Source organism: Anaerotruncus sp. 80 (genome assembly GCF_009936115.1).
In the GTDB taxonomy this organism is placed as follows: Bacteria; Bacillota; Clostridia; order Peptostreptococcales; family Anaerovoracaceae; genus Senimuribacter; species Senimuribacter intestinalis.
Genome location: NZ_QWES01000012.1, coordinates 104,098 through 118,353 on the forward strand (window position 1 = coordinate 104,098; position 14,256 = coordinate 118,353).

At 43.5% G+C, this 14,256-nt stretch carries 11 protein-coding genes; 8 read left to right on the plus strand and 3 right to left on the minus strand.

Features of this window, described 5'->3' with window-relative positions; all coding sequences use genetic code 11:
- Positions 1 to 64: 64 nt before the first annotated feature.
- The gene (locus D1155_RS07545; protein ID WP_160201784.1) at positions 65 to 496 is read right to left on the minus strand and encodes a DUF4251 domain-containing protein; all 432 of its coding nucleotides are present in this window, start codon (positions 494 to 496) and stop codon (positions 65 to 67) included.
- Positions 497 to 1,172: 676 nt separating this feature from the next.
- Between D1155_RS07545 and D1155_RS07550 the strand changes: the two genes are divergently transcribed.
- The 6 genes from D1155_RS07550 (at position 1,173) to D1155_RS07575 (ending at position 7,837) form a co-directional block, all read left to right on the plus strand.
- Positions 1,173 to 2,573: an AbgT family transporter gene (locus tag D1155_RS07550; RefSeq protein ID WP_160201785.1), complete on the plus strand. Its 1,401-nt coding sequence runs from the start codon at positions 1,173 to 1,175 to the stop codon at positions 2,571 to 2,573.
- 41 nt (positions 2,574 to 2,614) lie between these two features.
- Positions 2,615 to 3,796, plus strand: coding sequence for a M20 family metallopeptidase (locus tag D1155_RS07555; RefSeq protein ID WP_160201786.1), 1,182 nt, complete (start codon positions 2,615 to 2,617; stop codon positions 3,794 to 3,796).
- The gene (locus tag D1155_RS07560; RefSeq protein ID WP_160201787.1) at positions 3,793 to 4,035 is read left to right on the plus strand and encodes a hypothetical protein; all 243 of its coding nucleotides are present in this window, start codon (positions 3,793 to 3,795) and stop codon (positions 4,033 to 4,035) included. Before D1155_RS07555 ends, D1155_RS07560 begins: the two co-directional genes overlap by 4 nt.
- A gap of 2 nt (positions 4,036 to 4,037) precedes the next feature.
- Positions 4,038 to 5,405 (plus strand): amidohydrolase family protein, encoded by a 1,368-nt coding sequence (locus D1155_RS07565; protein WP_160201788.1) that lies wholly within the window; start codon positions 4,038 to 4,040, stop codon positions 5,403 to 5,405.
- 1 nt (position 5,406) lies between these two features.
- Positions 5,407 to 6,351 (plus strand): DMT family transporter, encoded by a 945-nt coding sequence (locus tag D1155_RS07570; protein WP_160201789.1) that lies wholly within the window; start codon positions 5,407 to 5,409, stop codon positions 6,349 to 6,351.
- A 148-nt stretch (positions 6,352 to 6,499) separates the two neighbouring features.
- On the plus strand, positions 6,500 to 7,837 hold the full coding sequence (locus tag D1155_RS07575; RefSeq protein WP_160201790.1) for an acetyl-CoA hydrolase/transferase C-terminal domain-containing protein: 1,338 nt from the start codon (positions 6,500 to 6,502) through the stop codon (positions 7,835 to 7,837).
- A gap of 73 nt (positions 7,838 to 7,910) precedes the next feature.
- On the opposite strand, the gene D1155_RS07580 is transcribed toward D1155_RS07575, so the two are convergent.
- Positions 7,911 to 8,861 (minus strand): AI-2E family transporter, encoded by a 951-nt coding sequence (locus D1155_RS07580; RefSeq protein WP_160201791.1) that lies wholly within the window; start codon positions 8,859 to 8,861, stop codon positions 7,911 to 7,913.
- 388 nt (positions 8,862 to 9,249) lie between these two features.
- Here D1155_RS07580 and pflB point away from each other — a divergent pair, with 388 nt between their 5' ends.
- Both pflB and pflA read left to right on the plus strand, forming a co-directional pair.
- Entirely contained in the window at positions 9,250 to 11,481 is a 2,232-nt protein-coding gene (gene pflB / locus D1155_RS07585; RefSeq protein ID WP_160201792.1) for a formate C-acetyltransferase, read from the plus strand.
- A gap of 66 nt (positions 11,482 to 11,547) precedes the next feature.
- Positions 11,548 to 12,255 (plus strand): pyruvate formate-lyase-activating protein, encoded by a 708-nt coding sequence (gene pflA / locus D1155_RS07590; RefSeq protein ID WP_160201793.1) that lies wholly within the window; start codon positions 11,548 to 11,550, stop codon positions 12,253 to 12,255.
- Between the two features lie 59 nt (positions 12,256 to 12,314).
- On the opposite strand, the gene nhaC is transcribed toward pflA, so the two are convergent.
- Complete coding sequence (gene nhaC / locus D1155_RS07595) at positions 12,315 to 13,805, minus strand: Na+/H+ antiporter NhaC (RefSeq protein ID WP_160201794.1); 1,491 nt, start codon at positions 13,803 to 13,805, stop codon at positions 12,315 to 12,317.
- Positions 13,806 to 14,256 lie beyond the last annotated feature (451 nt).

Consider the following 14,256-nt stretch of genomic DNA (forward strand, 5'->3'; position numbering starts at 1 on the left):
GCGGAGCTTTATCAGATGAGGAATATTCTGCTATTGCAGATGGATTAGAGAGATGATAGGCGTTTTAGAAAGGGTCGGAGTAGGAAGTGGAAGTATATTTGCTGCCGCGATCGTATTCGTCAGTAGAGACACATTTTACTCTGTAAACAATACCTTTTTTTACGGTCCATTCGTCATAGGTAAGAACATTAAATTTATTTGTACCGGTGTATTTAATCGTGTTGCCACTGACATCAGTAGCTGTCACCCAGCTGCTGCCGGATTTCTTCTGTAAGGTAATAGTAACAGTATATTTATCAGCAGTGGCTGAGAAGTTGATAGCGACACTAGCCGCTGCTTTTGTATCACTAATTCTTTTAGTGCTAAATCCAATAGAACCAGTACTATATGTCGAACCTGTATCTGCAGAGGCAAAAACAGAAGTCATTCCAAGGGTTAGAGCGAGCATGAGAAACATGCAGACGAATTTTTTTTTCATGGTTTTCCTTTCAATCATTGATAAGAGTAAACTTTCGCAAGGCAAGTATATCTTGCCTTGTTTTTATTGTCAACTTTTAAGAAACCATTAGCAAACACAAGGAAAAATGCGCGCTAAAAGTAGTCTGAAATGCATATATTTGAAGAAAATCATCAAAATATGCACGCAGTTGTGCGTAAAATTTGAGAAAACCTTTATAATATGCACAAATGGGATGTCTGGATGAAAAATATCAATTCAATCAGGATGAAAAGGTGCATATTTTTTCTGATTTCTTTAAAAATCTGCACAGATTGATGAAGAAACGTGCATATATTGAGGAAAAATCTGGATTTTATGCATGCCAGAGGGCACGAGCAGAATTCTTTCTGAGATAAAATGATACGGGAATCGTTTTCACAGGCTTGCTGTGACGAGCAGCAAAAGAAAAACAACAAAATGCAGTGCTTTATATCTGCATACCAGTAAGAGAGCAGAAAGTGTGCAGACTTTAGTCCTTTGTGAGGCTGCTGTGCATGTGGAAATATGGATTTGCCATCTGTAAAGTTTTTCTTGCACTTCAGATTTATAGAAATATTCAGTAAAGCTAGTTTTTTTACCAAAATAACTAAAACCGGATATATACCCGGGGGGGGGGTAACATATAATGGTATAAAATATATTTTATATCTTTAATCGAGTAAGGGAGCGAAAAATGGAAAAAACAAAAAAGAAATTCCAAGTACCACACGTGTACGCATTACTCACAGGCCTTATTATATTATGTGCAATTCTAACGTATATTGTTCCGGCAGGGGCCTATGATATGATGGTGCTGGACGATGGCAGAGAAGTTGTAGACCCTGATACTTTCCGCTATATTGATCAGACGCCGGTGGATCTGATGGGCACTATGAGCGCTGTATTCAGGGGAATGCTGGGAGCAGCTGATATCGTATTTCTGATTTTTATCTTTGGTGCGTGCTTTGGCGTAATCGGGGATACAGGAGCGATTGAGGCAGGACTTGTCAAAGTTTCTAAAGCTCTTGCAGGAAAAGAACTTTTTATCATTCCGGTTATGATGTTCATTTTCTCACTGATGGGAGCGATCATCGGTTCAGCAGAGGATTTACTGCCGTATATTCCAATCTGCGTAAGTCTTTGCCTCGCATTAGGCTTTGACTCTATCACCGGTACAGCTATCGTACTTTGCGGCGGTGCGGCAGGCTTTGGCGGCGCCTTTATGAACGCATATACAGAGGGCGTTGCGCAAAGTATTGCGGGACTTCCGATGTTCTCTGGACTGGGATACAGAATTGTTGTGTATGTATCTATGGTAGTTGTTACAGTTGCATTTGTTATGATTTATGCACGCAGAGTCAAAAAGAATCCGACCCTTTCCAGAATGTATGAAGAAGATCAGAAGAGAGAGGACAAACTGGAACTGGATGAGGAATTGCATCCGTTTGGAATCAGACAGAAACTGGTTCTGCTGGCACTGCTGATTACCATTGTTCTTCTTGCGTATGGAACTATTCAGTGGGGCTGGTACTTTAATGAAATTGCGGGACTTTTCTTTGGCCTGGCGATTGTGTCAGCTATCATTGGCGGCATGTCAGTCAATGAGTTTGCAGAATCTATTTCCAACGGAATGACTGGAATTTGCGGAGGCGCATTAGTTTGTGGTTTCGCCAGAGGTATCATGGTAGTGCTGACAGACGGCAATATCATCCATACACTGCTGCATGCAACTGCAAATATCCTGATGCAGCTGCCTTCAGTGATTTCCGCAGTTGGTATGTATATTTTCCAGTGCTTACTGAACTTTATCATTCCATCCGGTTCCGGTCAGGCTGCAGTGTCCATGCCGATTATGGCGCCGCTTGCTGATATGGTAGGTGTAACCCGTCAGACTGCAACGCTGGCATTCCAGCTGGGTGATGGTATTTCCAATATCTTTACACCGACATCTGGCTACTTTATGGCAGCCTTGGCACTTGCAAAGATTCCTTGGGAAAAATGGGCAAGATGGATTCTGCCGTTAATTGGAATTCAATACTTATTAGGCGCAATTCTGGTTGTAATTGCACACTTAATGCAGTGGGGACCGTTCTAAGAACGACATACTGGAGTGAAATTTAAGAGGTGAGTAAAATTATGAAAACATATACGAGCCTTGTGAGAAAGACCGATGAAAAAATCGGTCTTTTTCACAAGGAGCTGATGGCTCTTAGTGATGATTTGGCAGATCATCCGGAAGTAGGCGGTCAGGAATACCGAACTACAGAAAAAATGACTGCCCTTCTTAGAGAAAAAGGATTTACCGTGACATATCCTTTTGCGGGCTTGGAAACAGCATATAAGGCGGTTTTTGGAAATAATGACCATAAATATAAAATTGCGCTGCTTGCAGAATATGATGCACTTCCAGAACTGGGGCACGCCTGCGGACATTGTCTCAGCGGCTCTATTAGTATACTTGCAGGTATCGCACTTTCTGCACTGCAGGACGATTTGGATGTGGATATTCATATCATTGGAACCCCTGACGAGGAGTATAACGGCGGTAAACCGAAGATGATTCGCACCGGTGCTTTTGATGATTATGATATGGCGATGATGATACACCTTTACGATGCCAATCAGGTTTATACGAAGCTGCGGGCGCTGGATACCTATACCTATTATTTTCATGGGAAAGCAGCCCATGCTTCGGCGGCACCTTGGGATGGACATAATGCCTTTAATGCCTGTCAGCTGTTCTTTCATGCGATCGATATGCTTAGGCAGCACGTGAAAACGGATATCCAAATACACGGCATTATCAGAAATCCGGGAGAAGCGCCGAATATTGTGCCGGAGGAAGTATCTGCAGAACTTTACATTCGCGGATTTGACAGACCTTATCTGAATCAGGTCAACAAGATGATTGATGACTGTGCAGCGGGTGCTGCTATTGCAACCCAGACTACCTGGGAGAAGAAAGCAACTGCAGAAAGGTACGATAATCTGCTGATTTTACCCTTTGGTAATGCTCTGCTTGCAGAAACCTATGAGGAAATGGGACTTACTTTAAACGGCAATCCCGAAGAACTCTTTGGGTCTTCCGACTGCGGCAATGTAAGCTTTGTCTGCCCAGTCTTTCATCCGACCTTGCAGGTGGTGGACAAAGGCGTGCCAATACATACCAGAGAATTTGCCGATGCTATGAAGACAGACAGAGCACACAAGGCACTGGCGACTGGTGCGGGTATCATTTGCCGCCATGTGATTAAAATGCTGGCGGATGAAGAAAACTTAAAGAAACTGAAAACAGAATTTGAGGAGAAGAAGGCATGATGTACGTAAGAGCATTTTTACCTGCGATTTTGGCGTTGCTGGCATTTCTGATGTTGCTTCGCTATGGTTTTAATAAAAATGCGCTGATTCTCGGTGCTAGTGGCGCTATGGCGGTGTATTTGCTGGCAGAAGCCAGACTTAGTCTAGTTTCTACTGTCAATGGAGCAGCACTAACTTTTACACTGGTCTATGCTATAATTGCTATTATGAATATGAGGAAGAATAAAAGAGGTAAATAGATATGATGGATTTACTGATTATAAACGGGCGTTACCCTGACTTTCAGGCGGCACAAATAAAGAAAGCCAATATCGGTGTTCGTAATGGGAAAATTGTTTATTTAGGGGAAGATATGCCCGAGGCAAAGAAGACCTTAGATGCGATGAACCAAATTGTATCGCCAGGCTTTATTGATATTCATATGCATGAAGATGATTTGCTGGGAGAAGATGCAGAATATATAATCGGAAATATGATGCTGAAGATGGGAGTGACGACGGCCTGTGGCGGAAACTGCGGCATACAGAGGCAGAGGCTGGCTGAATTCAAAGACCGGGTAGCGAAACTGGGCGGAAGTCCTGTCAATATGGTTATGTTTGCAGGTTACAATCAGATGCGCTATGAACTTGGATTGGGACATTATGAGCGTGCGAATGAACATCAGAGAGAAAGCCTGCGAACATTGTTAGAAGAAGAGCTGCGGGAAGGCGCTTGCGGTATTTCTTTTGGAATAGAATATGACCCTGCGATAACCTATGACGATATGATGGAAGCGCTGGCATTGCTAAAAGATAAGAGATATCTGGCATCGGCACATTATAGAGAATCCGGCATCGGTGCCATCGAGTCCATAGAGGAAATGCAGCGTTTATCAAAGGACAGCGGTGTAAAGTTTCAGATTTCCCATCTGTCTAGCTGCTCTGCGACCGGGCAGATGGAAGAGTCTCTGGCTCTCATTGATAAACTGATTAGCGAAAATCCGCTGCTGGATTTTGATACTTATCCGTATAACGCCTTTTCAACCTTGATAGGCAGTGAGGTATTTGAAGAGGAATGCCTGAATCAGTGGTGTGAGGATATCAGCGCCATTATGCTGACGAAAGAACCTTATAAAAACACCTATTGCACAAAAGAAATTTTAGACGAGGCGAGAGAAAAATATCCTGACATGATGGCGGTGGGCTTTATTATGAATGAAGAAGAAATTTCTGCAGCAATCTCCAGTGAACACGGTATGATTGGCAGCGATGGAATTCTCTTTGGCGGTGATGGACACCCGCGCGCTTCAGGCACTTTTCCCAGAGTTCTGGGGAAATATGTAAGAGAAGAAAAGGTGATTTCTTTACTTGACGCTCTTGCCAAAATGACCGTCAGACCGGCAGATAGATTGTCTTTATCGGACAAAGGAAGAATAGAACTTGGCGCTGATGCGGATTTGACTATTTTTGATGAAACGACTATAATAGATGGTGCCACCTATGAAAATATCGACGTGCAGCCTGAGGGGATAAGCTATGTCATCATAGGCGGTGAAATTGCTATGCAGCATAAAGAAATCGTCAGTGATAGACTTGGACGGTTTATCAGTTTTCATCAGAGAGAAGATTAGAATGAACAAAGAACACTATTTACAAAAAACGAGTATTGTTTGTTTGCTGGCGCTGCTCTGCTGTTTCTTGTGGGGCAGCGCATTTCCATGTATTAAAATCGGCTACCGGCTTTTTGCCATCGAAAGCACAGATACCTGGTCGCAGATTCTTTTTGCGGGTATTCGGTTTACGCTAGCGGGTGTGCTGGTGATTCTGACAGCAAGCGTGCCGCAGAAGAAGATTCTGTTTCCGAAAAAAGGCTCCTGGGGCATGGTGGCAAAAATCAGCATGGCGCAGACCGTAATTCAGTATTTTTTCTTTTATGTGGGGCTTGCCCATACGACAGGAGTAAAAGGTTCTATCATAGAGGGAGCCCATGTTTTTCTGTCGATTCTTATTGCATCACTAATTTTTCATCAGGAAAAAATGACGAAGGCGAAGAGTGCAGGCTGTGTTATCGGGTTTTCCGGTGTGATTTTAGTTAATGTCAGTGGAGCCGAGGGTCTTGGCGGCGGTCTTGCGCTCAATGGTGAGGGGTTTCTGCTCATTGCTTGCGTGTCTTATGCCTTTTCCTCGGTACTTGTAAAACTTTATTCTGCAAAGGAAAGTCCGGTGGTGCTCAGTGGATATCAGTTCATGATGGGCGGCGTGATTATGACGGCTGCAGCATGGATTGGCGGAGGCCATTTGACGGTAACAAGCCTGTGGGCATATCCAATGATGGTTTATATGGCATTGATTTCGGCAGTAGCATACTCCGTTTGGGGCGTGCTCCTCAAATATAATCCGGTTTCAAAGGTCACCGTCTTCGGCTTTACCACGCCGGTGTTTGGCGTTGTGCTTTCCGCGCTGTTTCTTACAGAAAGTGGGCAGATTCCGTGGGTACAGAGTCTTGTTGCGCTGTTGTGTGTCTGCGCCGGCATTTTCATTGTCAATCGCGGAGAAACATTAGAAAACACAGATTGACTATAAATTAACAAAGAATTGATTTTTTTTTGACAATTTGAGGAAACTGTATTGATTTCAATACAGTTTTTGTTATAATAGTAGTAAGTGGTTTTATACTGCGGCTTGATTATTAGAACTTTGAATCATAAGAAAGGAACATATTACTATGAACGTTTATGAAGAATATCGTGCGAAACTTCGCACCGCAGAAGAAGCAGTTAAAGTTGTTAAAGACGGAGACTGGGTTGACTACAGCCAGACGTGTTCTTTTCCGGAAGCGCTGGACCGTGCGCTGGCAGGAAGAGTAGGAGAAGTAAAGGACGTTAAAGTCAGACATGCAATCAGCATGAAACCGGTTCAGATTGTAGAGCAGGATCCAAATCAGGAATCCTTTACTTATAACCTGTGGCATACTTCCGGTCTTGATCGTAAATACTGCGACCAGGGCAGAGCATATTACTCCCCAATGCTGTTCAGACACTGCGGCAGATATTATACGAAGGGTTTTGCGCCAGTAGATGTTGCAATGATTACAGTAGCTCCAATGGATGAGCACGGCAACTTCAACTACGGTCTGACTAACTGCTGTCTGCAGGAGATGCTGGATCAGGCAAAGACCATTATCCTGGAAGTAAATCCGAATATGCCGAAGATTTACGGTAAATGCACAGATCATATCCATATTTCTCAGGTTGACTATGTTGTTGAATCTGATGCTGAGCTTGCAACTACACCAGTAGGCAAGGCTTCCGACATCGACAAACAGATTGCAGAATATATCTTCCCTTACCTGGAAGACGGAATTACACTGCAGCTGGGTATCGGCGGCATGCCTGATTGCCTGGGCATGCTCATTGCAGAGTCCGACCTGAAAGACTTAGGCATGCATACTGAACTGATGTCTAACGGATATCTGAAATTATATCAGTCCGGTAAAATGACTGACAGAAGAAAGAACATTGACAAGGGCAAAGGCGTATTCTCTATCTGCAGCGGTTCCAGAGAACTGTACGATTTCTTAAACGAAAACCAGATGATCGTATCTGCACCGATGGCATACGTAAATGACCCGGCCACCCTGAGACAGCACGAGAAATTCGTTTCTATCAACAGCTGTATTTCTATGGACCTTTATGGACAGGTATGCTCCGAAACAGCAGGTACCCGTCACATCAGCGGTACCGGCGGACAGCTGGACTTCGTAACAGGTGGTCTGGAGTGCCCGAATGGAAAAGCATTTCTTGCATTCCCTTCAAGCCGTGTTGACAAAGAAGGCAACCGTCACTCCAACATCTTCCCTAAGTTCACGCAGGGTGATGTAATTACAACACCGAGAACGCAGGCACCTTATATGGTAACTGAATACGGTGTAGCAGTACTTCCTGGCAAAGCAACTTGGCAAAGAGCTGAAGCCATCATTGACATTGCGCATCCTGACTGCCGCGAGGATTTAATTAAGGCTGCTGAAGAACAGAGAATTTGGAGAAGAAGCAACAAACGTTAATTTGTGTGAATTTTTCCATCCCAATAATAAAACCGTCCCTCTCAAAGATGAGCAATCGAGAGGGGCGGTTTTATTATTGGGATTGTGCCCATTTTTCAAGAAGAACTTTTATAATACCAGCCAGAGGAACTGCCAGAATCATCCAGAGAAGACCTCCAACGGCTCCGGCTGCGGATACAGAGATTAGAACGAAGAATGGGTGCAGCCCAGTGGATTTTCCAATGATACGCGGATAAATAAAATTCGATTCTACTTGTTGAACGGCAAAAAGCGCCAGCGCAGCAAGTATAGCTTTGGAAAGTCCGCCCTGAGCCAGTGCAATTAGGGATGCGGGAATAATACCGATGACTGGACCGAAGTAGGGAATTACGTTAGCTATGCCAGCAAAACAACCGATAAACACAGAAAAGTCAACGCCAATCAGTGCAAGCGCAAGTGACGATAAAAAGGCGACAATGACCGAATCTACAAAGACGCCTCGCAGAAATGCAGAGACGACGTCGTTTATGGAAAAAGCAATTTCCCTGAGAATGCCGTGCGCTTTTTGACCCAAAAAAAGGTGCAGTCCCTTGTTGCACAAGCGAAGAAAGAAATCCTTATCTTTCAAAAGGTACATAGCAGCAACGGCGCCGATAAAGAATTTTGTAAGACCGCTTCCGAGGCTTTGTACCATCAGTACTACATCAGCTTGACCGAAAGATATGCCAAATAGCTGCCTGATTAGGGATTTATACTCTTCATAGTAGGCTTGCAGTGAAGTGACGATACTTTGTAGAGACCCTGCTGTTAGATGGTCGCAGGCGATATCAGCAAAGCCAACGGCTAGCAGGCAAAATGCGCCTGCCACAGTCAGATAAGCAAGAAGAACGCAAAGAAAACGCTTGGCTGAAAGTTTTTTCTCCAGCCAGCAGACATAAGGATCCAGAATATAGGCGATGGCGATGCCGAGAAATGCGGGGACCAAAGCGCGGCGCAGAAAAAAGAACGTCGTAACGATAAAAAATATGATAAGCAGTTTTAACATAGTTTGCGGAAACCTCCTGAAAATAGTATGTTAGAATAACAGGAAAAATATAAAAGATAAAGCTGAAAATTTTAGAGGTAGGCAAAGTAAATTCTGCGGTAGAGACAGGAGAATAAAAGGTGACTTAGGTATTGTGAGAATCTATTGAAAATCACTGGTATAGAAGCATTTTTTATGTTTCAAAAAAAGAACAAAAAACTTTGCATAAGGGTGTTGACGAAAACATTCTTCCGCTGTATTATGATAGCAGAAAAAGGGTTACCCATCAGGTAGGAATTGAGAACTGAAGGTGTAACCAAAAAATTGTACCAATTTTGTATACAAGATACAGAATTCAATACACTACCCCCTAAATATGATTAATTAACAGTAAAGGAGAACATTGAACATGAGTAATGCATGGGAAGGCTTCAAATCAGGAGCATGGGAAACTACAATTAACGTGGATGATTTTATCAACACTAACTATACTCCTTATGATGGAGACGAAAGTTTCTTAGCAGGTCCGACTGCAAGAACTACAGAAGTGAACGACAAAGTAAAGAAACTGCTGGTTGAAGAAAGACACAACGGCGGTACTCTGAAAGTTGACGCAAGCAGAATCATGAGAATCAACGCTTTTGATCCTGGCTACATTATTGAAGGAAAGGACCTGATTGTAGGTCTGCAGACTGATGAACCTTTGAAGAGAGGTATCTGCCCGTTTGGTGGAATCAAAATGGTAAGAGAGGAAGTTGCTGAATATGGCGAAAAACTTCCTGAAGAAGTAGAATTCATGTTCAACTATGTAACTTCTCATAACGATGGTGTATTTAAGGCTTATTCCCCTGAAATGAGAAAAGCAAGACACCTGGGATATATCACAGGACTTCCTGATGCATACGGCAGAGGCCGAATCATCGGTGACTACAGAAGAGCGGCACTGTATGGTATCGACAGACTGATCGAAGCAAAGCAGATTGACCACGACGAAATCGCATCAAGACCTATCATGAGCGAAGAAAATGTAAGACTGGCTGAAGAAATCTGGAACCAGATTGCTGCTCTGAAAGAAATCAAGAAAATGGCTGAAAAGTACGGCTATGACATTTCCAAGCCAGCAACTGACGTAAGAGAAGCAATTCAGTGGACTTACTTCGCTTACCTTGCAGGTATCAAAGAAGAAAATGGCGCAGCAATGTCTCTGGGAAGAACAGCTACTTTTATCGACGTTTATGCTGAAAGAGACCTGGCAAGCGGAAAATATACAGAAGAACAGATTCAGGAATTCATTGATGACTTTATTCTGAAGCTGAGAGTTGCAAGACATCTGAGAACTACTGAATACAACGAACTGTTTGGCGGAGACCCTATGTGGATTACAGAAGGTCTGGGCGGCGTAGGCGCTGACGGCAGACACAGAGTTACTAAGATGACTTACAGATATCTGAACACTTTATACAACCTGGGTGCTGCACCGGAACCAAACCTGACAGTTCTCTGGTCCAAAGACCTGCCTGAACCGTTCAAAAAGTTCTGTGCACAGGTTTCCATCGACACAGACTCCATTCAGTACGAAAACGACGACAAGATGAGACCGGCTTATGGCGAAGACTACTCCATCGCTTGCTGTGTATCCGCAATTCAGATGGGACAGCAGATGCAGTTCTTCGGCGCAAGATGTAACCTGGCTAAGTGCTTACTGCTGGCTATCAACGGCGGTATCGACGAAAGAACCGGCGAGCACATCGGACCTCAGATGGAATCCATGCCGGATGGTCCTTTAGACTTTGATGAAGTATGGAGAAGATACAACATTTATCTGGAATGGCTCATGAGCGTATATGCTAGAATCATGAACATTATCCACTTCATGCACGATAAATATGACTACGAAAGATCCCAGATGGCATTCCTGGATTCTGAAGTGAAGAGACTGATGGCGTTTGGTGTTGCAGGTTTCTCTGTAGCAGCTGACTCTCTGTCTGCAATCAAATATGCTAAGGTTACTCCAATCAGAGATGAAAACGGCGTAATCGTTGACTTTGAAACTGAGGGTGATTTCCCTAAATACGGAAACGACGATGACAGAGTAGATGAACTGGCAGTTAAGATTTCCGAAAAATCCATTCAGGAATTGAGAAAACAGCCGGCTTACAGAAACGCTGTAACAACTCTTTCCGTACTGACTATCACTTCCAACGTTATGTACGGTAAGAAGACCGGTAACACGCCTGACGGAAGAAGAGCTGGAACTCCGTTTGCGCCAGGTGCAAACCCAATGCACTGCAGAGATAACCACGGTGCAGTTGCATCCTTAAACTCTGTAGCTAAGATTGACTGGGATACTTGCCAGGATGGTATTTCTAATACATTCAGCATTACACCGGATTCCCTTGGTAAAGACAGAGAAGACAGAAAAGAAACTCTGGTTAAACTGCTCAGCGGATACTTTGGTCAGGGTGCACACCACCTGAACGTAAACGTGCTGAACAGAGAAGTGCTGATGGATGCTTATGAAAATCCAGACAAATATCCTTCACTGACAATTCGTGTATCCGGTTATGCAGTAAGATTTAACGCATTATCCAAAGCACACCAGAAGGAAGTTATCGACAGAACATTCCACGAAGGACTGTAAAGATTATGACACAAAAGGGAATATCGCGGAGCGGTATTCCCTTTTTAAAGATGGGAGGATTACAGTATGAACATGGGATTGCTGCACTCCATAGAAACCTTTGGAGCAGTTGATGGTCCTGGTATTAGAACTGTGTTTTTTCTGCAGGGCTGCCCGGCAAGGTGTGCTTATTGCCATAATCCGGACACCTGGCGCACTGGCGGCGGACACCGCGCTACGGTTGGTGAAATTGTTGCCCGTGCAAAGAGGGGAATTCCGTACTATGGAGAAGACGGCGGCGTGACTTTTTCAGGAGGAGAGCCGCTTATGCAGGGGAAATTTGTGTCTGAGGCAATCAATGCGCTAAAAGAAGAAGGAATCGGCAGTGCCATTGATACCAGCGGAACCTATTTTGACAAAGACTCCGAGGCTGCTATTGCAGTGGCAGATTTGATTCTTTTGGACATTAAACACGTGGATTCGGAGGAGTTTCATAACCTGACCGGAAGGTATCAGGAAACTTTATTTAAAGTTATTGACGCCATTAACCGCTTTGGAAAACATGTGTGGATTAGACAGGTGATTATGCCAGGATATAACGATACAGAAGCGTATATCGAAAGTCTCAATGGCTTCCTGCGCCGCATTAAATATGTGGACAAGGTGGAACTTCTGGGATACCATAACATGGCAGTTAACAAGTACAAAAAACTTGACATTCCGTATAAGCTGGCGGATATGCCGCCGATGAACAAACAGCGACTTATGCAACTTAATGAATTGGTTAGAAAATAAAGAAGAGAACCGGCGAGGAGTATCCTGCCGGTTCTTTTATCAGTATAAGGTTGATATAGTTAAGCTTCTAATGCTTCCAGAGCCTCTTTCTGCTCTCTTTCTCTTTCGCTGAGTATCTTTTGGTATTCTTCTTCGCTCATCTTGGTCATGGTAATGCCGGTGTAGCCGAAGATAATGGAAACTACAGGATTTAACCAGTTGAGAATTGCATACGGAATATAACCGCTTCCTACGCCCAAGAAGGATCTCATGGTTGCGCCGCAGGTGTTCCAAGGGAAGAAGTTGGATGTAATAGTTCCGGAGTCTTCCAGACACCTGGACAGGTTCTTTGGTGCCAGTCTCATGTCTTCGAACGCTTCCTTGAACATTCTGCCAGGTAATACTAATGCTAAGTACTGGTCGCAGCAGATTGCGTTTACGAAGATACAGGAGAATTCTGTAGCCAGAACCAGACCGCCTCTGCCTTTTGCTACTTTCAGCAGCAGCCCTGCAAAGGTGCCCATGATGCCAGTTACATCTACGATACCGCCGAAACACATTGCGCAAAGAATGATGGAAATGGTCCAGAACATGCCCTGCATGCCGTCACAGGACAGTAAGCTTGCTAGCTCTTGAATGATTGCCGATGCATCATCAGAGACTGAACCCATAGCAACACCGTTATTTAAAATATTGAAAATGTTTGCAGTTAAGTCGTCATCGATAGCAGCTTCGATATATGGTCTGTTCCAGAACATCAGAGGAACACCGATAAATACGCCGCCCAGCAGAGATGGTAATGCTGGTAGCTTTAAGATTACTGCAGCAATTACAAATACTGGCGGAACCAAAGCGATAATGCTAATATTGGAAGATGCTTCAATAAATGCAGTAATCTCGTTCAATACACCAAGGTCTGGTGCATTGGAGGAAGAATGCATGAATCCCATAACAGCATATGCAACCAGTGCGACTACTAAAGATGTACCGGTGGTATAAATCATATGCTTAATGTGATCGAACAAAGTAGCGCCTGCCATAGCTGGAGCCAGATTTGTGGTATCGGACAGCGGAGACATTTTGTCTCCAAAGTAAGCACCGGATACTACGGCACCAGCAGTCATAATAGAAGGAAATCCCAGTGCGGTACCTACACCAATCAGTGCAACACCCATGGAGCCAGCCGTGGACCAGGAAGAACCGGTCGCCAGAGATACGATAGCACAAAGGATACAAGCAGTTACCAGGAAAATGCTCGGGCTGATAACCTTGATACCATAGTACATCATGGAAGGAATTGTGCCTGCAGCCATCCAAGAAGCAATCATACATCCTACGATTGCAAGAATTAAGCAAGCTTGCATAGAACGGTTGATGGAGGCAAGAATACCTTTTTCAAGATAAGCCCATTTCCAGCCGTTTGCAGCAGCAACGATGCCGCCGACGCAGGCGGCTAAGATTAATGCGATATGAGGCTCTCCACCTGTGTCTTTCAAAATAGACCACATCAGCAGACCGACCATCGCAAGAATGACAATTAAGCATTGCCATAAAGGAATCTTTCTACCCATAAATAAGTCCTCCTTAAAAATAAAATCAAGTAAAAAATCCTAGGCTATATAGCCATTTTTATTATAATTCTGAAAAAAAGATTTGTCAAGTTAATTAAAATTCTCAGTCACATTCTTGAATGTATATCCTGTGCATAAAATGCATTGAGTTTACAAACATATGCGGCATTAAAAACAAGAAATAAAGTTACATGTAATCAATGACGAAAAAAGAGATCAGAGATTTTTGTATATACATATACAAAAATATGAAATAAAATGACAAAAATGATTAAAAAAATTTTTTTTAACAAGGATAGACAACCGGGGAAGTATATTCAGGAATTATATGTAAGAAAAATCTCCAATGGTAATGCCGGGAAGGAGAGATGAAAAGCGCTGAAGGATTCAGAAAAAAAGAACAATAGAAAAAAGGGAAAAAGGTACTTGACGGGAGAAGAAAAGGGTGATA